Genomic DNA, 21,622 nt, shown 5'->3' with positions numbered 1-21,622 from the left:
CGCTGCGCTCAGGCCAAATCGTCGCAAGTTTCATCGCAACTGATTGCCCCTAGGACACATTTGAAAACTTGCAATAACTGGACAGGTTGGAAATTATCCGTAATCAGCGCGTTGATTGATTTTCATCCCAAGACCGGAGAGCAGCTGGTGTCCCTATTTCTGATCGTGGCCCTTCCTTTTCTAGGAGCAGTGTTTCCGGCCCTGCTGATCCGTGCGGGCAGAAATGCCTGCGCCTGGTCCGCCGGGGTCACAACGCTGCTGGCTTTTGTCGGTCTGATGATCAACCTGCCCGCCGTGCTGCGCGGCGAGGCAGTCACCGCCCGGCTGGAGTGGATGCCCTGGCTTGGGCTGAACGCAAATTTCTTTTTGGATGGGCTGGGCTTTCTCTTTGCCGGGCTGATCCTCGGGATCGGGTTGCTGATCATCCTTTACGCGCGGTTCTACCTGTCGCGTGAGGATCCAATGGGGCAGTTCTATACCTATCTGCTGCTGTTCCAGGGCGCGATGGTGGGAATCGTTCTGTCTGACAACATCCTGCTTTTGCTGGTTTTCTGGGAGCTGACCTCGCTCAGTTCCTTCCTACTCATAGGCTATTGGAAACACCTGCCAGAGGGGCGACAAGGTGCCCGGATGGCGCTGGCGGTCACCGGTTCCGGCGGGCTGGCGATGATCGCGGGCATGCTGATCCTGGGCCATATCGTGGGCAGCTATGACCTGAGCGTCATTCTGCAAAACAAGGACCTGATCCAGAGCTCACCGCTTTATCTGCCCGCGCTGATCCTGATCCTTCTGGGCTGTTTCACCAAATCGGCGCAGTTTCCGTTCCATTTCTGGCTGCCCCATGCCATGGCCGCGCCCACCCCGGTCTCGGCCTATCTGCACTCGGCCACGATGGTGAAGGCGGGGCTGTTTCTGATGGCGCGGATGTGGCCGGTGCTGTCAGGCACACCGGAATGGTTCTATATCGTGGCCACGACCGGGCTGATCACCATGGTGCTGGGCGCGGTCATCGCGCTCTTCAAGGATGACCTGAAAGCGCTCTTGGCCTTTTCGACGGTCAGCCATCTGGGCCTGATCACCATGCTTTTGGGCTTTGGCACCGAGATCGCGGCCATTGCCGCAATCTTCCACATCATCAACCACGCGACTTTTAAGGCGGCGCTCTTCATGAGCGCGGGCATTGTCGATCACGAGACCGGCACACGGGACATCAAGCGGCTGGGTGGATTGCGGCACCTGATGCCGGTCACCTTTACCATCGCACTTATCGCCAGCCTGTCGATGGCGGGCATTCCGCCGCTGAACGGATTCCTGTCGAAAGAGATGATGCTGGAAGAGACTTTGCACACCGTCTGGGGCCAGTCGCATCTGCTGATGCCGGGCCTGGCGCTGCTGGCGGCGCTGTTCTCGGCGGCCTACTCCTTCCGCTTCATCGCGCATGTCTTCCTGGGTCCCAAGCGGAGCGACTATCCCGCCCATCCCCATGACCCGCCGGTGGGCCTGTGGCTGGCGCCGGCTTTTCTGGTCGTTCTGGTGGTCACGATCGGGCTGAACGCACAAGCAATGGTCGGCCCTCTGGTCAAGGTCGCCGCCTCGGCGGTAACCGGCGGAGAGCTGCCATATTTCAAGCTGAAGCTCTGGCACGGGTTCAACACCGCGCTTCTGATGTCGACCATTGCCACCATTGGCGGTCTGGTCCTGCTTGTCATGCATGGGGGGCTGGAACGGGTCTGGAACGCGATGCCGCGCCCCGAGGCCAAGACCATTTTCGACGCCGTGATCCGCGCGCTGACGCGCCTGAGCCGCTTGATCACCGACACGCTGCATAACGGCGCGATCTCGCGCTATGCGATGATTTTTGTCGTCTTCACGCTGGCGATCGCTGCTTATGCCTACTTCACCGGCACAATGGAGATGCCGACCCGTGACGTGCAGGACGCGCCGCTCTTGCCAATCGTGGCGTGGTTCTGCCTGATTGCGGCCACGGCGATGCTGACCTTCCTGCATCGCAACCGGCAGCTTGCGCTGGTACTGATCGGAGTGGTCGGACTGATCGTGTCGCTGTCCTTCAACTTCCTATCGGCACCGGACCTGGCGATGACGCAAATCTCGGTCGAAGTGGTGTCGATCATCCTGCTGCTGCTGTGCCTGAACTTCCTGCCCAAGACCACACCGGTGGACAGCAGCCTGACGATCCGGGTGCGCGACGCGGTGATCGCGGGCGTGGCGGGTGTGGGCACAGCCGCGCTGATCTACGCGGTGATGATCCGCGATTTCTCGTTCCCGACAATTTCCGAGTTTCATCTGGCCAATTCCTATAAGGGCGGCGGCGGCACCAATGTGGTCAACGTGATCCTGGTGGATTTCCGGGGCTTTGATACCTTTGGCGAGATCATCGTGCTGGGCATCGCGGCGCTGGTGATCTTTGCCCTGACCGAGGCAGTGCTGGCCTCGAATGTGCGCGCCTATCTGCTGAACCGCAAACCGGAATGGCCACAATCGGGGGATGCGCATCCGCTGATGATGGTGGTTGCAACGCGGGTGATGATGCCGATCGCATTGATGGTGGCGACCTATATCTTCTTCCGCGGTCACAACCTGCCGGGCGGTGGCTTTATCGCCGGGCTGGTCGCGGCGATTGCCTTTGTGATGCAATATATGGCCAGCGGCTTCACCTGGGCGGCCGAGCGCCAGCGCATTTTCTATCACGGCATCATCGGCAGCGGCGTACTGATTGCGGCTGCCACCGGCATGGGGGCGTGGTTCAACGGGCTGCCCTTCCTGACCAGCGCCTTTGGCTATGTAAAGATCGGCCCGCTGGAAGAGTTCGAACTGGCCACCGCCGCGCTCTTTGATCTGGGTGTGTTCCTGGCGGTGCTGGGCGCGGTGATGCTGGCGCTGGAAAGCCTGTCCCGCTTTGCCTGGCAACCGGGGATGGTGACCGAGCACGCGATGGACATCAATCCCAAACGCGACGATCCACCCGACCCGAAATCAGACCAACCCACCTCAGAAGGAGAGACATAACATGGAACTCCTTCTTGCCACAGCGGTGGGTGTCCTGACGGCATCCGGTATCTATCTGATCATGCGCAAGCGTACCTTTCCGGTGATCCTGGGCCTGTCGCAACTGACTTATGCGGTGAATGTGTTTCTCTTTGCCAGCGGGCGGCTGGCAATAAACCAGCCTCCGATCCTGAACAAATATGCCGAGGTCCCCTATACCGACCCCCTGCCGCAGGCGCTGGTGCTGACGGCCATCGTGATCTCGTTCGGGATGACCGCGGTGATCGTGATGCTGGCGCTCAGCGCCTACCTGTCCTCCCGGAACGACCGGATCGACCTGACCGAAGAGCCGGGAGACGACGCATGAACCACCTGATCATTGCGCCCGTCGTTCTTCCGGCGATTCTGGCCCCTTTCATCATCATGGTCATTCGCCACCATCTGGACCTGCAGCGGGTGTTTTCGGTGGCCGCCACCGTTCTGCTGCTAGGCATTTCCTTTGCCCTGATGGGCCAGACGTTGGGTGGTGAGATCCAGACATATGAGCTGGGCGACTGGCCCGCGCCCTTTGGTATCGTGCTGGTGCTGGACCGACTATCGGCGCTGATGGTGCTGCTGACCTCGGTGCTGGCCCTGCCGATCGTGCTTTACGCCATCGGCTCGGGCTGGGACGCGCGCGGCAAGCATTTCCACGCGCTGTTTCATTTCCAGCTCATGGGCGTGATCGGCGCGTTCCTGACCGGCGATGCCTTTAACCTGTTCGTATTCTTCGAAGTACTGCTGATCGCGTCCTATGGCCTGATGACCCATGCGGGCGGCACACGCCGGTTGCGCGCGGGTGTGCAATACGTGGTCTATAACCTGCTCGGCTCTACCCTGTTCCTCTTTGCGCTCGGCACGCTTTATGCCGTGACCGGGACCCTGAACATGGCCGATCTGGCGGTGCGCGTGGCCGAGATGCCGCCTGACGACACCGCGCTGCTGCGGGTCGGCGCGGTGCTGCTGCTGTTGGTCTTTGCGGTCAAGGCGGCCCTTCTGCCGCTGCATTTCTGGCTGCCGCTCAGCTATGCCAACGCACCGCTGCCGATTGCCGCCCTCTTTGCGATCATGACCAAGGTGGGCGCCTATTCGATCCTGCGCATGTATACGCTGGTGTTTGGACCAGAGGTGGCCGTGACCCAGGGGCTTGTCGGAGAGTGGCTGCTGCCTGCCGCCATGCTGACGCTCGCCGCTGGCGCCATCGGCATTCTGGGATCACGCGATATCGGGCGGCTGGTGGCCTTTGCCGCGATCAGTTCCATGGGCACGTTGCTGATTGCGGTGGGGCTCTTTACACCTGAATCCACGACTGCGGCGCTCTACTACATGGTGCATTCGACCTTTGCGACCGCGCTGATGTTCCTGGTGGCCGACATGGTGATGGAACGACGCGGCCCGGACATCGTCCCTCGCACGCCGATGCCGCAAGCCGGGATCATCGCCAGCCTGTTCTTTGTGGGTGCCATCGCGCTGGCCGGGATGCCGCCCCTGTCAGGCTTCATCGGCAAGCTGCTGGTGCTTCAGGTTTCCTGGCCCGCACCCGAGCGCGTGGCGATCTGGGCAATCATCCTGATCGGGTCTTTCGTTACCATTGTGGGTCTGGCTCGCGCCGGGTCGCTGATCTTCTGGAAAAGCCATGCGGTTGTGCCACAAGCCGAGGACGACGGGCAGGCTGAGATCGACACTGCCCCGGAACCCTCTCCGGGTCTATCCTTTGCCGCCACATTCGCGCTATTGACCGGGTTGATCGCGCTGACGATCTTTGCCGGTCCGGCCACCGAGTTTGCAGGCGAAACCGCAGAGCAACTGTTCAACCCGGACCGCTATATCGACGCGGTCCTGAAAGGAGCGGAGCAATGAGACTGCTGCGTCGCATTTTTCCGCACCCTCATCTGACCCTGCTGCTGACGCTGGTCTGGCAGCTTCTGGTCAATGGCATCTCGCTCAATTCGCTGCTGTTCGGGCTCTTTCTGGGCATCGTGATCCCCGTCGTGACCATGCCCTATTGGCCCAACCGCCCCAAGCTGCGCAATATCCCGATGGTGATCGAATACATCCTCGTTGTGCTCTATGACATCGTCATCGCCAATATCGCCGTGGCGCGGATCGTGCTGTTCAAGCCTGACGCTGCGCGCAACCCGGCATGGGTCCGCATCCCGCTCGAATTGCGTTCGCCCGAGGCAATCGCCGTATTGGCGGGCACTATCACGATGACCCCCGGCACGCTCAGCGCGGACCTGTCGGCCAAGGGGCACAGCCTGCTGGTGCATTGCCTGGATACCGATGACCCCGAAGCGGTGCGCGACGAGATCAAGCAACGCTATGAACGGCGCCTGAAGGAGATTTTCGAATGATCACATATGCCATCTACTTCGCCTTCGCCTGTTTCGGTGTCGCGCTGATGATGAATCTCTGGCGCATCCTGACCTCGGACGGCGTTGGCGTGCGGGTTCTGGCACTGGACACGATGGTGATCAACACCATCGCCCTGCTCATCCTCTACGGTGTCAGCATCTCGTCCGAGATCTTTTTCGAGGCGGCGATGATCATCGCCATGCTCGGGTTCGTTTCAACCGTTGCCTATGCGCGCTTCATGCTGCGCGGCAATATCATCGAGTGAGGCTGGCATGGCATTTGCAGGCGAGCTCCTGATTTCCTTCTTCCTGATCGTGTCGGGCATTTTCGGTTTTGTCGGCTCGTTCGGCTTGCTGAAGCTCAGCGATCCGATGTCGCGCATGCACGCACCCACCAAAGCCACGACCTTGGGCGTGGGCGGCGTGCTGATCGCGTCGATCCTGCACTCGATCTTCATCGAACATCACCTGTCGTTGCACGAGTTGCTGATCACGCTGTTTTTATTCATCACGGCACCGGTCAGCGCGCATTTCATTGCGAAATGGCATATCCATCGTCATGAGACGCCCGAGTCGCTGCCCGATGCGGGTGATGACGGTGTCTGGGCGACCCACGATATCGAAGAAGATGAGGACGCGGCGGACATGCCGCGATGATCTGACAAGATGCACGCATCTCCCCTGCCGCTGACCCGCGATCTGGTTCTGATCGGGGGCGGTCACACGCATGCGCTGGTCCTGCGCAAATGGGGGATGGCCCCCTTGGCCGGGGCACGGGTCACTGTCATCAATCCCGGCCCGACCGCGCCTTATTCAGGCATGTTGCCCGGCTTTGTCGCCGGGCATTATGATCGGGACGATCTGGACATCGATCTGGTGCGGCTGTCCCGCTTTGCCGGGGCGCGCGTGATCATTGGCAAGGTCGAGGGACTCGACCCTCAGCGCCGCGAAATCCATGTGCCGGGGCGGCCGCCCATTGCCTATGATGTGGCCTCCATCAATGTGGGCATCACCTCGGACATGCCTGCGCTGCCGGGCTTTGCTGATCACGCGATCCCTGCCAAACCGCTTGGCCCGTTCGCGCAGAGCTGGGCCGATTATCTGGCCCGACCGGGACCGGCTCGCGTGGCCGTGATCGGCGGTGGCGTTGCCGGTGCCGAACTGGCCATGGCGATGGCGCATGCGCTGCGCCATCGTGGGCGCGATGCCACGGTCAGCATCATCGACAGCGCCACAGCGCTTTCCGCGCTTGGCGATCGCGCTGCACAGCGGCTACGGCAGGCCTTGGCGGGTCTTGATGTGCAACTGATCGAACAGGCCGAAATCGCCTCGCTGCATTCGGATCATTTGCTCTTCTCCGATGGCACAAAGCTTGAGGCTGATTTCATCACAGGAGCCGCTGGCGCGCGCGCCTATGGCTGGATGGCGCAGACAGGGCTGAATCTGGACGATGGCTTTGTCACGGTGAACGACTATCTGCAAAGCAGCGACCCGGCGGTGTTTGCCGCAGGCGATTGCGCCCATCTCAGCCACGATCCGCGCCCCAAGGCCGGCGTTTATGCGGTGCGCGAGGCGCCCGTGCTCTACCAGAACCTGCGCGCGGCACTTGGGGCCGGGCAGATGCGCCGGTATCAGCCGCAGAACGATTATCTGAAACTGATTTCGCTGGGCGCGCGCTCCGCGTTGGGAGAGCGGTTCGGCAAGGTGCTGAGCGGGCCTCTCATGTGGCGCTGGAAGGATCACATCGACCAGAGCTTCATGAACCGGTTCCGGGAGCTTCCCAAGATGAAGGCACCCGTTCTGCCTCGCCATCATGCCGACGGGATGGATGAGGCGCTTGGCGGCAAACCGCTTTGCGGTGGCTGCGGTGCCAAGGTAGGACGGCTTGCCCTGCGTGACAGCTTGCCCGCCCCGCAGGATCGCTCCGACATCACGCCCCTGCCCGGTGATGACGCCGCCTTGCTCCATACGGGAGTCACCCGGCAGGTCCTGACAACCGATCACCTGCGGGGCATTACCCTGGACCCGGTCCTGATGGCGCGGATTGCGGCCCATCATGCGCTGGGGGATATCTGGGCGATGGGCGGCACGCCACAAGCCGCAACCGCAACCCTGATCCTGCCCCGCCTGTCGAATGAATTGCAGCGCCGCACCGTGGCCGAGATCATGCAGACCGCTCAGGAAGTGTTGCGCGAAGCCGGGGCCGAGATTGTCGGCGGCCACACCTCGATGGGGGATGAGATGACCATCGGCTTCACCCTGACCGGCCTGTGCGAGCGCGACCCGATCACGCTGGCGGGCGGGCAGCCCGGCGATGCCCTGATCCTGACCAAACCCATCGGCAGCGGCGTGATCCTTGCCGCTGAGATGGCCGGAGAGGCTCGTGGAGAACACGTCTCTGAGGCCTATCGCCTGATGCAACAATCGCAGCAACGCGCATCGGAGATTCTGCGCGAGGCACATGCCATGACCGATGTGACCGGTTTCGGATTGGCCGGACATCTCAGCGGTATGTGCGAGATGTCGGGCACCGGTGCCACGCTTGACCTGCAGGCGGTGCCAACCATGCCGGGCGCCGAGTCATTGGCCAGCAATGGCACCCGCTCGACCCTGTTCATCGACAACCGAGCGCTGACCCCTGAATTGCCAGAGGGCGGCAAAGCCGCCCTGCTCTATGATCCGCAAACCGCCGGTGGCTTGCTCGCCGCCATCGCACCCGAAATCGCCGAGGACGTCCTCTCCCGTTTGCAAAGCGCGGACTATGACGCGGCGCTTATCGGTTATCTGACAGAGCGGCTGGGCCTAAGGCTGATGAAGTGATTGATCAACCATTCGATGCGCGCGGCAGCCTTATCAAGTCCAGTCTCGTCTAACCGCTCCATTCGAACCAGTGCCACCGGCGCCTTACTCGACTTGAAATAGGCTGGATCATAATGCTCCGTGATCAGAGCACGCGTCAGCTCATATTTCTGGCCCGCAAGACTTAGTGCCGCCCAGTTATCAACGGTATCATGCCCTCGGATACGCCGGAGCATGTCCAAGCGCGACATTAGCTGATCATGGTTTGAGAGAACATCGTCGTAAGCCTGCACCAAGTATTCGCAACGCGCTTCAAGTGGTGCGATGATCTTAATCCGCCGGGCTAGTTTCATGGCGTTCCAAAGTGCCGGAGGCAGGATGCGTGCGCCTACTTTGCTGGATTCCGCCTCGACTACCGTGGGTTCGCGCGGATCCAGTGCGCATAATGCTCGGGCGAGCGCCCCTTCGAACGCCTTTTGGCTGGGCTGTCCGCCAGGCCGTGCGCCCAGAAGCGAGCCGCGGTGATTGGCCAGCGCTTCGAGGTCCAGCACCTGAACACCGTTTGCTTGAAGCACACGCAAGAGTTCAGTCTTGGCACTACCTGTTTCACCATCAAGCAAAACCAGACGATGAGGCAGCGGTTCGTCATAGAGGTACCGCTTCACCAGCCGCCGATAGCTGCGATAGCCACCCGAAACCATCTGCGCCCGCCAGCCGATCTGCTGCAGCATCCAGGCAAACGAGCCCGACCGTTGCCCGCCTCGCCAGCAATAGACCAGAGGCCGCCAGCCGCCCTCGTGATGGCGGAGGTGATGTTCGATGTGATTGGCCGCATTGCGGAACACCAGAGCTGCGCCGAGTTTGCGCGCCAGAAACGGGCTTTCCTGCACATATATCGTGCCCACCCTCGCGCGTTCCTCATTGTCAAGGACCGGCAGATTGATGGCGCCGGGAATGTGATCTTCGGCAAATTCCGCCGGGCTGCGCACGTCGATCACAGTGTCGAAACCATGCGCATGAACATCGGCGAGCGTTGAAAATTCGAGTGCCATACAAGGGCTTTAGCGCGCCTGCCATCGGATAGAAAGTCCATGCGGTCCAATAGGTCGCCAAGCCGCGCTCCGGCATTGTTTCCCGGAACGGGCAAAGCTTCGCCGCGTGATCTAGCCCTCGGTGGCTATCGAAATGGAGACGGACGCTCCAACGCTTATGGTGACGGTCGCGCTGATGACCAGCGAGGCCATGGAGATGCAGACCGGCGTTGATCCGCCCTGAGCCTCCAGCAGGTCCAGATCAGTGATCTCGTCCTGAACCGGGGCTGCCGGGATTTGCAGATATTTGACCCGATCGGTATCGCGCACCACTTTGATCTCGACGCCTTCGGGAACCGCCCCGATATAGTCCACTAGAGCGGCTTTGGGGTCGTCCTCCAGCAGCGCGAGGAACGCCTGCATTCGGAATTAACCTTTGTTAACAGCGCCCAAGAAGTGGGCTGCGAACCGGCCAGAAGCAAAAAAAACCGCGGCGCACCGGCCGGATAGACATGGGCGGCGCGCATTTCCATCACAATGCTTCTTTGATCGAGTGTTAGCCTTTGGCCATAATATCACCCGGCAATCAGCACTCCACCGGGTTAGGCCACCGGCATGACCAGTTCTGCCCCACTGGCCCGGTTCGAGTTCACCGCCCGAGCGACCCGGTGGTAGCTCAGCACCTCATCAGCGCCCGGTCGCATCAGGCGCGCCGCGCCATGGCCCGCCTCACCCAACCAGAGCGGCCAGTCATCCGGTTCAAGGATCAGCGGCATCCGGTGATGTATCTCTGCCATGTGCCGGTTTGCTGGCGTGGTGACAATGGCACAAGTGGCCTGCTGATCCGCCTCCGGCCCCCAGTCCTGCCAGATACCCGCAAACGCAATCGCACCTTCATCGCGGCGCTGGATATACCAGGGCAGACGCGCGCCTTCCGCCGTCTTGGTCCATTCATAGAAGCCGGTTGCGATCAGGATGCAGCGCCGTGCCCGGCAGGCCTCGCGGAAGGCGGGCTTTTCGGCGATGGTCTCAGCGCGCGCATTGATCAGCAGCGGCCCGGCGCTTTCAGTCTTGTACCACTTGGGCAGAAACCCCCAGCGCATCGGCAGCAACTGCCGCCCGGCATCACCCGAACGTACGACATGCACCTGATTGGTGGGGCAGACGTTGAAATTCGGGACGGGCGGCAGCGCGTTCGATGTCAGCGCCGTAAAAAGCCGCGCCATCTCGTCAATCTGCGCGTTCACCACAAACCGCCCGCACATCGTCCCTGCCTCCATCGCTGCTGCGACCGAGACATATCAAACCCGGCGTGATTCGCCCGCGCCGAATACACTAAGCAGGCTTGCGGAGGTCGGCGAGGTCAGGCCGCTTCCGGCATCGGGTTGACCCTCTGCCAGACATCAAGCGTCTCGATCCGGTCCATCCAGCGGGCGATGTTGCCATAGCGTTGCAATGGATAATGACAGGCCTCGCGATAACACACAATGGCCGAAACCGAGATATCGGCAGCGGTCATCTCGGGCCCTGAAAGCCAGTCTTGTTTCGAAAGATGGCCGTCCAGCACCTGCGCGAATGGCTCAAGATTGGCGGCGGCGGCGTCCAGATCCACATCGGTGTTGCCGAAGAGATGGTGCGAGATGAACGGGCTGCAGACCGGGGTCCAGTGGCAGGATTCCCAGAATTGCCATCGCATGATGTCATAACGCTGGTTCGATTTCGGCCAGAGAGATGTGTCCACCTCAGCGCAGAGCCGGTTCACGATCGCATTCGATTCCCAAAGCGTACTGCCATCGTCCAGTTCCAGAACCGGCACCCGGCCATTGGGGTTGAGCACAAGAAACTCCGCGCCTTTCTGCGCGCCCGAGGGCAGATCGACCTGTTCAATGTCGGTTCCAAGATCAAGATAGGCATCCACAAACAACACCTTCCGGCTGTTGGGTGAGGGCGAGAATACATGCAGTTTCATCAGAGGACCTCCATGGCTGGCAATCTCTCTATTTTACACAAATGTTAAATAAAGAAAAGTCCGTCTATGCAATCCGCAGGCGCACCCCGTCCGGGCGGACGAAATACGCCACTGCCTATCCGATCTCTTGAGGAGGAATTAGGTTTGGAGCCTTGGTGGCTAGCCGCGCCGCGCGAATTGCGCGGCGCGGCGGGTGTTTACTTTTGTTTGATACGGCCGTCCGTGTACGGCTGGTAAGGCGAGTTCGCCGCCAGATATTCTGCCGTCACATCCGCCAGATCAGGGCCGAAATCATAAGCATTCTTGTCGTCGCCCGAGAAGACCTTATAGCCGTCGCCGCCATTGCGGACGTAGTTGTTGGTCACGACCAGATAGGTTTGCGCCGGATCAATCGGCGTGAAACCATCGGCGCCAGCCACCATCACTTCGGTGATCCGCCCTTCGTTGGGCGCCGCCGACGGGTCCCATGTGAAACTCAGGCCCGCCACTTGTGGGAACCGGCCCTTGACCTCTTCCACCTGACTGACGCCGTTTTCCAGCGCATCAATGACACCCTGGCCGCTTATCTCGAAGGTCGACAGGGTGTTCTGGAAGGGCAGCACGGTCAGCACCTCGCCCATCGTCACCTCGCCGGGATCGATCGAAGCGCGCAGACCGCCGGCATTGGCGATGGCAATGGTCACGCCCTGATCGGCGACCCGATCCAGCATCGCATCGGCCACAAGATTGCCCATGGCACATTCCTGCACCCGGCAGACATCACGGTTTCCTTCAACCGAATCGGCGGTGCTGGCAACAACCCGTTGCTTCATCTCTTCAATCGGTGCGCCCATCTCCGCGACGCGCGCCGCGATGTCGGCATCAGGCTCCACCGACGCATCCAGAAGGATCGGTTCGCCTTCAGCCGAAATCAGATTGCCATCGTCATCGAAGGTCAGGGTGATCTCGCCCAGGTATTTCGAATAGGCATAGGCCTGCACCACCGGCACATCGCCCACCATCGCCGGATACGCACCTGCTGCATCCTCGTCCTGATTGGACAGCAACGTGTGAGAATGCCCCCCGACCACCAGATCAAGCCCCGGAACCTTTTCCGCTATCTCAAGGTCCTTCGCCAGTCCGACATGGGTCAGCGCGATGACGATGTCGACGCCTTCATCCTGCAATGCAGCGACATCCGCCGACAGGCTGTCGATCTCATCCTGAAAAACGACGTCCTTGCCGGGGCTGGAGGTATCCACCGTATCGGTCGCAAGCGCGGACACGATGCCGATTTTCTGACCCCCGATATCGAGCACGACGTGGTTTCCAACCTTGTCTTTCAACTCCGCAGAAGATGACAGATCGAGATTGCCGGAGATCACCGGAAAGCTCACCGCATCGATGAAGGTGGCAAGTCCCTCGGGACCGTCGTCAAATTCATGGTTGCCGACCGCCATCACGTCATAGCCAATCGCCTCCATGAACTCGGCCTCTGCGGCACCCTTGTAGGTGGTGTAGAAAAGCGAGCCCTGAAAGGGGTCGCCGGCATCCAACAGCAATACGTTCTCGCCGGCAAGCGCATCGCGACGTGCATCCACCATGGATTTGATCCGGGCCACGCCGCCAAAGCACTCGCCCGCGCTCTCATCTTCGGCATCGCAGGTGGAATCGTATTTGTTGATGGATTCAATGCGGCTGTGAATGTCGTTGGTGTGCAGGATGGTCAGCTTGTAGTCGGCAGAGGCAATCCCCGCTGTCAGGCCGAGCACGGCAACCGATGTCAGAAAGCGCGTCAGCATCGTTATACTCCCAGTTGTTGATTGGCATGGATGGTGCGCCGGACCGCGACCGGAGTCAAAGGGGAGATAGCGGGAAAATGCCGCTTGATTCCCCGTCACACGCACGGCATCACCGCAGCCATGCTGATCTACAAGATTTTCCGCGCGGATGAATGGTCCGCCTTGCAAGACGCTGGTGAAACCGCCGGTGCGCCCATCGATCTGGCCGATGGCTATGTGCATTTCTCGACTGCCGCTCAGGCGCGCGAAACGGCGGCAAAGCACTTTGCGGGCGAAACAGGCCTGGTCCTGCTGGCTTGCGATGACGATGCCATGGGCGATGACCTGAAATGGGAGGTGTCGCGGGGGAACGCTCTCTTTCCACATCTCTATCGCGCGCTCAGAATGTCCGATGTGATCTGGTGCGAGCCGCTGCCCCTGACCGAGGCAGGCCACAGCTTTCCCGAGCGCATGACATGACCCGCTTTATCGACCCCGAGCGCGCCCAGTTCGAGGCCTTCAAGGCGCTCGACCGAGATCAGCCGATCGAGATGCTGAACCTCGTGCAGTTCCGCGGCAGCGCAACCTATCCCGCAGGGCATGATCTGGCAGAAGCGGGCCTGAGCGGGGCAAAGGCTTATGCGCGATATGGCGCAGAGACCGCGCCGATCCTGTCACGGGTGGGCGGCGCGATTGTCTGGCGCGGCGGGTTTGAATCCGTGCTGATCGGCCCCGAGGACGAACGCTGGGACGCGATCTTTATCGTGCGCTACCCCACCGCCAACGCCTTTCTGCAAATGGTGAGCGATCCCGATTACCAGCGCGCGGTGATCCACCGACAGGCTGCGGTTGAAACCTCGCGCCTGATCCGTTGCGCGCCCAATGGCAGCGGGGCGGCCTTCGGATGAGCGTGATCGAGAAACTGGGGCTGGCCGCCCTGCACCGGCTCGACCCCGAAACCGCGCATGGGCTGTCGATCAAGGCGCTGAAATTGGGACTTGGGGCCGCGCCCGGCCCGGTGACCTCGCCCCGTCTGCACACGCAGCTTGCCGGTCTCGACCTGCCGAACCCGGTAGGGCTGGCCGCAGGTTATGACAAGAATGCCGAAGTGCTCGGCCCGCTCTCGCGCGCCGGTTTCGGCTTTGTCGAGGTGGGCGCTGCAACGCCGCGCCCGCAGCAGGGCAATCCCAAACCGCGCCTGTTCCGCCTGACCGAACATCACGCCGCGATCAACCGCTTTGGCTTCAACAATGAAGGCATGGAGCCTATCGAGCGCCGCCTGTCACAGCGCCCGCGCGACGCGGTGATCGGCCTTAATCTCGGCGCCAACAAGGACAGCAGCGACCGGCCCGCCGATTTTGCGACCGTGCTGTCCCATTGCGGCCCGCATCTGGACTTCGCGACGGTCAATGTCTCCTCCCCCAACACCGAGAAACTGCGCGATCTGCAGGGCAAGGCCGCCTTGTCGGCGCTGCTGACCGGTGTGCTGGCCGCGCGGGATGGCCTGTCGCGACACATCCCGGTCTTTCTCAAGATCGCGCCGGACCTGACCGAGGATGAGATTCGCGATGTGGCCGAGGTTGCGCTTGAGACCGGCATTGACGCAATCATCGCCACCAACACCACCCTTTCACGCGACGACGTGCATGAGCGGCACCGCGATGTTGCAGGCGGGTTGTCCGGCAAACCGCTGTTTGAACGCGCGACCCGCGTGCTGGCCCGGCTCAGCATGGCGACCGAGGGCCGCGTGCCGCTGATCGGTGTGGGCGGCATATCCTCGGCGGATGAGGCCTATGCCAAGATTCGCGCGGGGGCCTCGGCCGTGCAACTTTACACCGCGCTGGTCTATCACGGGCTGTCGCTGGTGCAGGAGATCGCGCAGGGACTGGACCAGCGCCTGCAGCGCGACGGGTTTGCAAATGTATCTGAGGCGGTCGGAACCGGGAGGGACGAATGGCTGACATAGAATATTGGCACAATCCCAGATGCTCAAAATCCCGCGCAGGGCTGGCCCTGCTGGAGGAGCACGGCGCATCGCTGAGGGTTCGGAAGTATCTCGATGACGCGCCCAGTCTGGATGAGTTGCGGCAGGTGCAACAGGCGCTTGGAACCCCGCCGGTCATCACCATGATGCGGACCGGCGAGGCGCGGTTCAAAGAACTGGGTCTGTCCAAGCAGGACCCCGACGAGGTGCTTCTGGCCGCCATGGCAGAGAACCCGATCCTGATCGAACGGCCTTTGGCCATGTGCGGCGACCGCGCGGTCATCGGTCGCCCGACTGAGGCGCTGCTTGACCTGCTTTAGGCGCTGACCTGCGCCTCCAACCTTGGATAGCGCAGGCCCAGCGTCACGCCGCGCATGATGTTGAGCACCATCAGCGCCGCCCAGAGCCCGTGATTGCCCAGCAGCGGCACCAGTGCCAGCAGCGCCGCCACATAGACCGCGACCGAGACCAGCATCGCGTTGCGCATCTCGCGGGTCCATGTGGCGCCAATGTAGATACCATCGAACATCCAGCTTGCGACACCGATCACCGGGGCAAGCGCTGCCCACCAGAGATATTCGCGCCCCGCCGCCCGCACCTCGGGCGATGTGGCCATCAGATCGATCAGCGATGGCCCGGCCAGCCAGAAGAACAGCGCCAGCAAGACCGACCCGGCGACGCCCCATTGCGAGGCGATGATGGCAGAGCGGCGCAGGTCCTGGCGCGACTTGGCGCCAACCGCCCCGCCCACCAGCGCCTCGGCTGAAAAGGCAAAACCATCCAGCGCAAAGGCGGTAATTTCCAGGAATTGCAGCAGCACCTGATTGGCCGCCAGCGTCACATCGCCCAGATCAGCGCCAACAAACAGGAAGGTGGTGAACGACCCTGTCAGCAGCACCGAACGCACCATGATATCTGCGTTTACCTGCATCATCCGCCGCAATCGCACGGGATCGAAAACCCGCGCCCAGTCCCGCCATTGATCCCCCGCAAACGCCTCGCGGCACAGCCACAGGCCCAGCGCGATCCCGGTCCATTCCGCGATCAGCGTGGCGATGGCGACCCCTTCGACCCCCCAGCCAAGGCCCAGCACGAACCACAGATCCAACACGATATTGAGCCCGTTCATCCAGAGCTGCAGCACGAACACGCCGCGCGTCCGCTCGACCGCGATCAGCCAGCCGGTCACCGCATATAGCGCAATGGTCGCAGGCGCGCCCCAGATGCGGATCGACAAGTATTGCCGGGCCAGAGATTCGACCTCGGCGCTTGCCGGGGCGAGACCAAACGCGCCCCAGAAGATCGCGGCCTGCGCCAGAATGAAGACCAGCCCGGCCGCCCCGCCCAGCATCACGCCGCGCATCAGTAACGCGCCGGTTTCAGCACTGTCCCCTGCCCCGCGCGCCTGCGCCGCCAGACCCGTCGTGCCCATCCGCAGGAAGCCGAAAATCCAGTAGATCGTCGCCAGGATCACCGCACCGATTCCCACCGCACCGATCGGTGCGGCCTGTCCCATCTGCCCGACGACGCCGGTATCAACGGCGCCCAGAATGGGCACGGTCGCATTGGACAGAACGATGGGCACCGCGATGGACAGCACCCGGCGGTGGGTGATCGGCGCGCGCGGGTCGCTCACGGCGCGGCCTCGCCCCCCTTGGGCTGGGGCATCAGGAAATGCCCGGATCCCTGCGCGAAGGGTTTGGCGTGCGAATCCTGCCACGCCTCGACCCGCACCGTGGCGTAGCGGCGACCGGCCCGCCCGACCCAAGCGCGCGCATAGGCATCGCGCGGCAGGCCCGTGCGCAGATAGTCGACGGTGAAGTCGATGGTTTTGGGAAAGCCGGGAATATTCTCCAGCGTCAGGTCCTCGATTTTCATGTGCCCGTCCTCGACCAGCGGCAGAAAATGCTGCCACGCCAAGGTCATGATCGCGGTGTTTTCCAGGAAGGCCGAGATCACGCCGCCATGCAAAGCGGGCAGAAAAGGATTGCCAATGAGCTTTTCATCATAATTCAGCACTCCGGTCAGCTCGTCCCCCCGACGTTCAGCGGTAATACCCAGGAATTGCGCATAGGGAATGCCATCAACCAGCGCCATAAACGCCGCATCGCGACGCTGTTTCACCACATGCATCGGTTCAGGGCGCGCGCGGGCCATCAGAGCCCCTCGACCGTGAAGGCACCGGTCGCGGTGGCGACAGGGTTGTCCACATCCTCATCGGTCGCCACGGCCCGGACAAAGGCCACATTGCGGGTGATGTGATAGCAGGTCGCCTTGGCGGTGATCGTCTGGCCGGGATTGGCGCCGCGCATATAGTCGATACGCAAATCGATCGTGGCCGTCCCGCTCGGGCCATCAGGGTGGCACATGACCGCGGCGCCGCAACAAGTGTCCATCTGTGCCGAAACCGCGCCACCATGCACAACCCCGTTTCGCGGGTCGCCCACCAGCTCCGGCTTGTAGGGCATCGTTATCTCAGCCTGCCCCTGGCCAATATGAACCAGTTCCAGTCCCAGCGCCTGCGCATGCGGGATCGCCTCGATGAACTGTTTCGCGAGTTTGGCGCTCTGAACCAATTGTGTCCCCAATCTGATTGTCATCCCTTTATGATGTGGCTGATCGCAAAAGAGCAAGTCCAACTGTTGCGCAGAAACAAACGACGCAATAGGTTGCGATTCAGGGAGAATATCGATGACCGAGACGCGTCTGTCATTCAAGGAAATGTGTGCCAAGTTCGATGTGACGCCACGCACTTTACGATATTACGAATATATCGAACTCCTGCAGCCTGATCGCGAGGGGCGATCCAGATATTACAGGCCCCGCGAAGTGGCGCGCATGGAACTGATCATGCGCGGGCGGCGTTGCGGATTTGCCCTGGAAGACATTCGTCAGTGGCTGCTGATCTACGAAGACAAGGGCGACCAGGTGCAGATGGCGACTTTTGTCGAGATGGCCGACCGACAGCTGGGCGAGCTTCGCAAACAGAGCCAGCAACTGCATGACGCCATGGACGAGTTGATACGCCTGCGGGATCAAACGGCCAATCTGCTGGAGTAAATGCTCTGATCGGCCTGCATTGATCAGAGGCAATACCACAGATCAATGCAGCCCTTGCCGCAAATTGAAAAACGAGAATCGGCCCCAGATCACACCGGATTCGAGTTTACGCATTGATTTTATTTTGGAAATTTTGCGGGTGGAGCATGCTCCGTTTCGGGTCACCCAACTTGATCCGACGTCAGCATTTTAAGTGACGTAGCGTTTCGCTTACGTAAACGTAAAGCTGGTGTTGTATTGCGCCCGCAGGCTACGCACCTCGGGGATGCACAGTTTGTTTAGTTTGAGAGTCTGAGACGATGCAAGAAGACACGATGACAATTCGCGAGATGTGTGATGCCTATCAGGTCACGCCTCGTACCTTGCGTTTCTACGAAGCCAAGGAGTTGCTGTTTCCGATCCGGGATGGCCAGAAGCGCCTGTTCACCAAGCGCGACCGCGCGCGGCTGAAACTCATCCTGCGGGGCAAGCGATTCGGCTTCAGCCTTGAGCAGATCCGCCAGTTGCTGGACCTTTATCACATTGGCGACCAGCAACACACTCAGATGCGCCGCACTTATGAAATCGCACATGACCGCCTCGCCGACATGGAAGCGCAGCGCGAAGAACTGACCCAGGCCATCGACGACCTGAAAGCCCAGTTGAAATGGGGCGAAAAAATACTCGTCTCCATGGAAGAAACAAAAAAAGCCGCCGAATGATCTCAGCACCCTGAAGATTGTCGCCCAGTCCAAAAGGAAGCCCCTCATGCCAATCTACAACGCGCCCACCAAAGACGCCCAGTTCGTGCTCCATGATGTGCTGAACGTCTCGACCTCGGACATTCCGGGCTACAATGAGCTGGAGGCCGATTTTACCGGCGCCGTCCTGGAAGAGGCTGGCAAGATCGCCAGCAACGTGCTGCACCCGCTGAACGTGGTTGGCGACAAGGAAGGCTGTCGTCTGGAAAACGGGATTGTCTACACGCCCAAAGGTTTCAAGGGCGCGTTCGAGCAGATGAAAGAGGGCGGCTGGACCGGTCTGGACATGCCTGAGGAATATGGCGGACAGAACATGCCCTATGTTCTGGCCACCGCTGTGGGTGAGATGTTCTCGGCCACCAACCAGGCCTTCACCATGTATCAGGGTCTGACCCATGGCGCGGCATCGGCGATTCTGGCGCATGGTAGCGACGAGCAGAAAAACACCTATCTGCCCAACATGGTTAGCTGTGAATGGACCGGCACCATGAACCTGACCGAACCGCATTGCGGCACCGATCTGGGCCTGATGCGCACCAAGGCGGAACCGCAGGCGGATGGCAGCTACAAGATTTCCGGCCAGAAGATTTTCATCTCTGCCGGCGAACATGACATGGCTGACAACATCATCCACCTGGTGCTGGCCAAGATCGTGGGCGGCCCTGAAGGGATCAAGGGCGTATCGCTCTTCATCGTTCCCAAATTCATGGTGAACGAGGATGGCAGCCTGGGTGAACGCAACGGCGTCGCCGTGGGCAATATCGAAGAGAAAATGGGCATTCATGGCAACTCAACCTGCGTGATGAATTATGACGGGGCGACCGGCTACCTTCTGGGCGAAGAGCACAAAGGCATGCGCGCCATGTTCACCATGATGAACGAGGCCCGTCTGGGCGTGGGCATGCAGGGACTTAGCCAGGCCGAGGCCGCCTATCAGAACGCCGTGGAATACGCCAAGGACCGCCTGCAGGGCCGCGACGTGACCGGCGCGAAAAACCCTGACGGTCCGGCCGATCCGCTGATCGTGCACCCCGATATCCGCCGCAGCCTGCTGGATCAGAAAAGCTTTGCCGAAGGCGGGCGCGCGTTCATCCTGTGGGGCGCGACAATGCTCGACAAGGCGCACCGCCAAGGTGACAAGGACGCCGATGGCCTGATCTCGTTGCTGACCCCGGTCATCAAGGGCTTCCTGACCGACGAAGGCTACGACATGACCGTGAAGGCCCAGCAGGTCTATGGCGGTCATGGTTACATCGAGGAATGGGGCATGTCGCAATATACCCGCGACGCCCGGATCGCGATGATCTACGAAGGCGCGAACGGCGTTCAGGCTCTGGATCTGGTGGGCCGCAAACTGGCCTCCGATGGCGGCAAGCACGTCATGGCCTTTTTTGAGATCGTCAAATCCTTCTGCATGGAAAACGGCGGTCAGGACGAAGACTTTGACCGCGACTTCATCGAACCGCTCAAGGCGGCCTCCAAGGATCTGCAATCGGCGGGCATGTTCTTCATGCAGAACGCCGCCAAGAACCCGAACGAGGCGCTGGCTGGCAGCAACGACTTCATGCACATGTTTGGTCATGTCTGCCTGGGTCTGATGTGGGCGCAGATGGCGCTGGCGGCGCGCAACGCGCTGGCCGGTGGGGCCTCGGACAAGGCTTTCTTCGAGGCCAAGCTGATCACCGGCCGCTATTACATGGCACGCCGCCTGCCCGCCACGGGCATGCACCTTGCACGCATCCAGTCGGGTGCCGCACCGGTGATGACACTGGACGCGGATCAGTTCTGATCCCAGATTGGCTCCGGGCCACCCGGCCCGGAGCCCTTCAACCCAGAGGATCAAGATGCCGAAACGTTTCCGCCTGACCCGCCGCTTCCCTGTCGCCATGACCGAGGACGGCTATCGCAGATTGAAGAAATTCGCCGCCGAGGCGGGGCTGGATGAAGGCGAGGCATTGTCGTTCCTCTTCGAGAACTTCAACAGCGTCATAAATGACGAAAACCTGACCCACAGACTGCGTCTGTTCAATGCGGAACTGGAGGACCGAAAACGATGATCGACCCGGCAATCGGCTGAACACAAACCAGCACGCCGGAACTCGATGAGCCTTCCGACAAGGTTGAAGACCCGGACCTCGCGCGGCGCACATATTCGCGACTGACGTACCGGCACACTTCATCTTTCTCGGAATACTCAATAACAGCGGGAAGCAAAGATTTCAGGGAGGGCTGAGAACATGACAATGAAACTTCACTGCTTCGGAGAAAGCGGGAATTCATATAAGGCAGCGCTGGCGCTGGAACTTTCGGGGCTCGACTGGGAGCCGGTCTTTGTCGATTTCTTCAACGGTCAGACCAGAACCCCCAAATACCGCGCCGAAGTCAACGAGATGGGCGAAGCTCCGGTTCTGATCGACGGCGATTTCCGCACCAGCCAGTCCGGCGCGATACAGGCTTATGTCAGCGAAAAATCCGGCAAGTTCGGCGGCAAGACAGAGGCCGAGACATATGACATCCTGCGCTGGGTGCTGTGGGACAATCACAAGCTCAGCTCGGTGGCTGGCCTGACCCGGTTCCTGATGAACTTCCTGCCCGAAGACAGCCGCCCCGCCGAGGTGATCGCGTTCAACCAGGGTCGCCTCAAGGCCGCTTACGCGACGCTGAACACCCATCTGGAAAACCGCGACTGGATCGTTGGCGATGGGCTCACAAATGCCGATATCAGCTGCTGCGGCTATCTCTATTACCCGGAACCTTTCGGGTTTGACCGGGCCGATTGGCCCCATATCGACGCCTGGCTTACGCGGATCAGTGAAACGCGTGGCTGGAAACACCCCTATGATCTGATGCCCGGCAAACCGTCGGACCGAGCTTGAGGAG

General features: G+C 61.0%; 24 protein-coding genes. 16 read left to right on the top strand and 8 right to left on the bottom strand.

Annotated elements, in window-relative coordinates; genetic code table 11:
* Positions 1 to 147 precede the first annotated feature (147 nt).
* Genes AB1E34_RS15620 through AB1E34_RS15590 form a run of 7 tightly spaced genes read left to right on the top strand, consistent with a single transcriptional unit; the run spans position 148 to position 8,219 of the window.
* The gene (locus tag AB1E34_RS15620; protein WP_372573268.1) at positions 148 to 3,027 is read left to right on the top strand and encodes a monovalent cation/H+ antiporter subunit A; all 2,880 of its coding nucleotides are present in this window, start codon (positions 148 to 150) and stop codon (positions 3,025 to 3,027) included.
* A 1-nt stretch (position 3,028) separates the two neighbouring features.
* Positions 3,029 to 3,373, top strand: a complete 345-nt coding sequence (locus tag AB1E34_RS15615; protein ID WP_372573267.1) for a Na+/H+ antiporter subunit C — start codon at positions 3,029 to 3,031, stop codon at positions 3,371 to 3,373.
* Positions 3,370 to 4,905 (top strand): monovalent cation/H+ antiporter subunit D, encoded by a 1,536-nt coding sequence (locus AB1E34_RS15610; RefSeq protein ID WP_372573266.1) that lies wholly within the window; start codon positions 3,370 to 3,372, stop codon positions 4,903 to 4,905. Before AB1E34_RS15615 ends, AB1E34_RS15610 begins: the two co-directional genes overlap by 4 nt.
* Positions 4,902 to 5,399, top strand: coding sequence for a Na+/H+ antiporter subunit E (locus tag AB1E34_RS15605; protein WP_372573265.1), 498 nt, complete (start codon positions 4,902 to 4,904; stop codon positions 5,397 to 5,399). The genes AB1E34_RS15610 and AB1E34_RS15605 overlap by 4 nt, the downstream gene beginning before the upstream one ends.
* The gene (locus AB1E34_RS15600) at positions 5,396 to 5,665 is read left to right on the top strand and encodes a K+/H+ antiporter subunit F (RefSeq protein ID WP_372573264.1); all 270 of its coding nucleotides are present in this window, start codon (positions 5,396 to 5,398) and stop codon (positions 5,663 to 5,665) included. The genes AB1E34_RS15605 and AB1E34_RS15600 overlap by 4 nt, the downstream gene beginning before the upstream one ends.
* 7 nt (positions 5,666 to 5,672) lie before the next feature.
* Complete coding sequence (locus AB1E34_RS15595) at positions 5,673 to 6,056, top strand: Na+/H+ antiporter subunit G (RefSeq protein ID WP_372573263.1); 384 nt, start codon at positions 5,673 to 5,675, stop codon at positions 6,054 to 6,056.
* Between the two features lie 9 nt (positions 6,057 to 6,065).
* The gene (locus AB1E34_RS15590) at positions 6,066 to 8,219 is read left to right on the top strand and encodes a slr1591 family oxidoreductase (protein ID WP_372573262.1); all 2,154 of its coding nucleotides are present in this window, start codon (positions 6,066 to 6,068) and stop codon (positions 8,217 to 8,219) included.
* Here the strand turns inward: AB1E34_RS15590 and mnmH are convergent.
* The 5 genes from mnmH to AB1E34_RS15565 form a co-directional block, all read right to left on the bottom strand.
* On the bottom strand, positions 8,180 to 9,250 hold the full coding sequence (gene mnmH / locus AB1E34_RS15585; RefSeq protein ID WP_372573261.1) for a tRNA 2-selenouridine(34) synthase MnmH: 1,071 nt from the start codon (positions 9,248 to 9,250) through the stop codon (positions 8,180 to 8,182). The genes AB1E34_RS15590 and mnmH overlap by 40 nt on opposite strands.
* Before the next feature lie 111 nt (positions 9,251 to 9,361).
* On the bottom strand, positions 9,362 to 9,652 hold the full coding sequence (locus AB1E34_RS15580; RefSeq protein WP_372573260.1) for a hypothetical protein: 291 nt from the start codon (positions 9,650 to 9,652) through the stop codon (positions 9,362 to 9,364).
* Between the two features lie 179 nt (positions 9,653 to 9,831).
* Positions 9,832 to 10,494 carry an SOS response-associated peptidase gene (locus tag AB1E34_RS15575; protein WP_372573259.1) on the bottom strand — a complete coding sequence of 221 codons (663 nt, stop codon included), beginning with the start codon at positions 10,492 to 10,494 and terminating at the stop codon, positions 9,832 to 9,834.
* Between the two features lie 98 nt (positions 10,495 to 10,592).
* Positions 10,593 to 11,198 (bottom strand): glutathione S-transferase family protein, encoded by a 606-nt coding sequence (locus tag AB1E34_RS15570; RefSeq protein WP_372573258.1) that lies wholly within the window; start codon positions 11,196 to 11,198, stop codon positions 10,593 to 10,595.
* Positions 11,199 to 11,395: 197 nt separating this feature from the next.
* Positions 11,396 to 12,979, bottom strand: a complete 1,584-nt coding sequence (locus tag AB1E34_RS15565; protein ID WP_372573257.1) for a bifunctional metallophosphatase/5'-nucleotidase — start codon at positions 12,977 to 12,979, stop codon at positions 11,396 to 11,398.
* 120 nt (positions 12,980 to 13,099) lie between these two features.
* Between AB1E34_RS15565 and AB1E34_RS15560 the strand changes: the two genes are divergently transcribed.
* Genes AB1E34_RS15560 through arsC form a run of 4 tightly spaced genes read left to right on the top strand, consistent with a single transcriptional unit; the run spans position 13,100 to position 15,262 of the window.
* Complete coding sequence (locus AB1E34_RS15560) at positions 13,100 to 13,438, top strand: DUF952 domain-containing protein (RefSeq protein ID WP_372573323.1); 339 nt, start codon at positions 13,100 to 13,102, stop codon at positions 13,436 to 13,438.
* Positions 13,435 to 13,866, top strand: a complete 432-nt coding sequence (locus AB1E34_RS15555) for a DUF1330 domain-containing protein (protein ID WP_372573256.1) — start codon at positions 13,435 to 13,437, stop codon at positions 13,864 to 13,866. Before AB1E34_RS15560 ends, AB1E34_RS15555 begins: the two co-directional genes overlap by 4 nt.
* The gene (locus tag AB1E34_RS15550; RefSeq protein ID WP_372573255.1) at positions 13,863 to 14,924 is read left to right on the top strand and encodes a quinone-dependent dihydroorotate dehydrogenase; all 1,062 of its coding nucleotides are present in this window, start codon (positions 13,863 to 13,865) and stop codon (positions 14,922 to 14,924) included. The genes AB1E34_RS15555 and AB1E34_RS15550 overlap by 4 nt, the downstream gene beginning before the upstream one ends.
* Positions 14,912 to 15,262, top strand: coding sequence for an arsenate reductase (glutaredoxin) (gene arsC, locus AB1E34_RS15545; protein ID WP_372573254.1), 351 nt, complete (start codon positions 14,912 to 14,914; stop codon positions 15,260 to 15,262). The genes AB1E34_RS15550 and arsC overlap by 13 nt, the downstream gene beginning before the upstream one ends.
* Here arsC and AB1E34_RS15540 read toward each other — a convergent pair.
* From AB1E34_RS15540 to AB1E34_RS15530, 3 genes are read right to left on the bottom strand one after another with little or no spacing between them, the layout of a single operon-like run.
* Positions 15,259 to 16,578 (bottom strand): MATE family efflux transporter, encoded by a 1,320-nt coding sequence (locus tag AB1E34_RS15540; RefSeq protein ID WP_372573253.1) that lies wholly within the window; start codon positions 16,576 to 16,578, stop codon positions 15,259 to 15,261. The genes arsC and AB1E34_RS15540 overlap by 4 nt on opposite strands.
* Positions 16,575 to 17,099: a PaaI family thioesterase gene (locus AB1E34_RS15535; protein WP_372573252.1), complete on the bottom strand. Its 525-nt coding sequence runs from the start codon at positions 17,097 to 17,099 to the stop codon at positions 16,575 to 16,577. Before AB1E34_RS15535 ends, AB1E34_RS15540 begins: the two co-directional genes overlap by 4 nt.
* Positions 17,099 to 17,542: a PaaI family thioesterase gene (locus AB1E34_RS15530; protein WP_372573251.1), complete on the bottom strand. Its 444-nt coding sequence runs from the start codon at positions 17,540 to 17,542 to the stop codon at positions 17,099 to 17,101. The genes AB1E34_RS15535 and AB1E34_RS15530 overlap by 1 nt, the downstream gene beginning before the upstream one ends.
* Positions 17,543 to 17,633: 91 nt before the next feature.
* Between AB1E34_RS15530 and AB1E34_RS15525 the strand changes: the two genes are divergently transcribed.
* The 5 genes from AB1E34_RS15525 to AB1E34_RS15505 all read left to right on the top strand — a co-directional run bounded on the left by AB1E34_RS15525 (position 17,634) and on the right by AB1E34_RS15505 (position 21,618).
* Complete coding sequence (locus AB1E34_RS15525) at positions 17,634 to 18,002, top strand: MerR family DNA-binding protein (protein ID WP_372573250.1); 369 nt, start codon at positions 17,634 to 17,636, stop codon at positions 18,000 to 18,002.
* 299 nt (positions 18,003 to 18,301) lie between these two features.
* On the top strand, positions 18,302 to 18,703 hold the full coding sequence (locus tag AB1E34_RS15520) for a MerR family transcriptional regulator (RefSeq protein WP_372573249.1): 402 nt from the start codon (positions 18,302 to 18,304) through the stop codon (positions 18,701 to 18,703).
* Between the two features lie 46 nt (positions 18,704 to 18,749).
* Positions 18,750 to 20,531: an acyl-CoA dehydrogenase C-terminal domain-containing protein gene (locus AB1E34_RS15515; RefSeq protein ID WP_372573248.1), complete on the top strand. Its 1,782-nt coding sequence runs from the start codon at positions 18,750 to 18,752 to the stop codon at positions 20,529 to 20,531.
* A gap of 55 nt (positions 20,532 to 20,586) precedes the next feature.
* Entirely contained in the window at positions 20,587 to 20,799 is a 213-nt protein-coding gene (locus tag AB1E34_RS15510; RefSeq protein ID WP_372573247.1) for a hypothetical protein, read from the top strand.
* A gap of 180 nt (positions 20,800 to 20,979) precedes the next feature.
* Entirely contained in the window at positions 20,980 to 21,618 is a 639-nt protein-coding gene (locus tag AB1E34_RS15505; RefSeq protein WP_372573246.1) for a glutathione S-transferase family protein, read from the top strand.
* The last annotated feature ends 4 nt before the right edge of the window (positions 21,619 to 21,622 follow it).

The organism is Ruegeria jejuensis, from assembly GCF_041537905.1.
Taxonomy (GTDB): domain Bacteria; phylum Pseudomonadota; class Alphaproteobacteria; order Rhodobacterales; family Rhodobacteraceae; genus Ruegeria_C.
Note: the sequence above shows the minus strand (reverse complement) of the source record. Positions and strands in the feature narration are given on the sequence as shown.

Bases quoted from the DNA above. Each gene is read 5' to 3' on its own strand.
- AB1E34_RS15615 (WP_372573267.1), top strand. From the start codon at position 3,029: ATGGAACTCCTTCTTGCCACAGCGGTGGGTGTCCTGACGGCATCCGGT.
- AB1E34_RS15610 (WP_372573266.1), top strand. From the start codon at position 3,370: ATGAACCACCTGATCATTGCGCCCGTCGTTCTTCCGGCGATTCTGGCC.
- AB1E34_RS15605 (WP_372573265.1), top strand. From the start codon at position 4,902: ATGAGACTGCTGCGTCGCATTTTTCCGCACCCTCATCTGACCCTGCTG.
- AB1E34_RS15600 (WP_372573264.1), top strand. From the start codon at position 5,396: ATGATCACATATGCCATCTACTTCGCCTTCGCCTGTTTCGGTGTCGCG.
- AB1E34_RS15595 (WP_372573263.1), top strand. From the start codon at position 5,673: ATGGCATTTGCAGGCGAGCTCCTGATTTCCTTCTTCCTGATCGTGTCG.
- AB1E34_RS15590 (WP_372573262.1), top strand. From the start codon at position 6,066: ATGCACGCATCTCCCCTGCCGCTGACCCGCGATCTGGTTCTGATCGGG.
- mnmH (WP_372573261.1), bottom strand. From the start codon at position 9,250: ATGGCACTCGAATTTTCAACGCTCGCCGATGTTCATGCGCATGGTTTC.
- AB1E34_RS15580 (WP_372573260.1), bottom strand. From the start codon at position 9,652: ATGCAGGCGTTCCTCGCGCTGCTGGAGGACGACCCCAAAGCCGCTCTA.
- AB1E34_RS15575 (WP_372573259.1), bottom strand. From the start codon at position 10,494: ATGTGCGGGCGGTTTGTGGTGAACGCGCAGATTGACGAGATGGCGCGG.
- AB1E34_RS15570 (WP_372573258.1), bottom strand. From the start codon at position 11,198: ATGAAACTGCATGTATTCTCGCCCTCACCCAACAGCCGGAAGGTGTTG.
- AB1E34_RS15565 (WP_372573257.1), bottom strand. From the start codon at position 12,979: ATGCTGACGCGCTTTCTGACATCGGTTGCCGTGCTCGGCCTGACAGCG.
- AB1E34_RS15560 (WP_372573323.1), top strand. From the start codon at position 13,100: ATGCTGATCTACAAGATTTTCCGCGCGGATGAATGGTCCGCCTTGCAA.
- AB1E34_RS15555 (WP_372573256.1), top strand. From the start codon at position 13,435: ATGACCCGCTTTATCGACCCCGAGCGCGCCCAGTTCGAGGCCTTCAAG.
- AB1E34_RS15550 (WP_372573255.1), top strand. From the start codon at position 13,863: ATGAGCGTGATCGAGAAACTGGGGCTGGCCGCCCTGCACCGGCTCGAC.
- arsC (WP_372573254.1), top strand. From the start codon at position 14,912: ATGGCTGACATAGAATATTGGCACAATCCCAGATGCTCAAAATCCCGC.
- AB1E34_RS15535 (WP_372573252.1), bottom strand. From the start codon at position 17,099: ATGGCCCGCGCGCGCCCTGAACCGATGCATGTGGTGAAACAGCGTCGC.
- AB1E34_RS15530 (WP_372573251.1), bottom strand. From the start codon at position 17,542: ATGACAATCAGATTGGGGACACAATTGGTTCAGAGCGCCAAACTCGCG.
- AB1E34_RS15525 (WP_372573250.1), top strand. From the start codon at position 17,634: ATGACCGAGACGCGTCTGTCATTCAAGGAAATGTGTGCCAAGTTCGAT.
- AB1E34_RS15520 (WP_372573249.1), top strand. From the start codon at position 18,302: ATGCAAGAAGACACGATGACAATTCGCGAGATGTGTGATGCCTATCAG.
- AB1E34_RS15515 (WP_372573248.1), top strand. From the start codon at position 18,750: ATGCCAATCTACAACGCGCCCACCAAAGACGCCCAGTTCGTGCTCCAT.
- AB1E34_RS15510 (WP_372573247.1), top strand. From the start codon at position 20,587: ATGCCGAAACGTTTCCGCCTGACCCGCCGCTTCCCTGTCGCCATGACC.
- AB1E34_RS15505 (WP_372573246.1), top strand. From the start codon at position 20,980: ATGACAATGAAACTTCACTGCTTCGGAGAAAGCGGGAATTCATATAAG.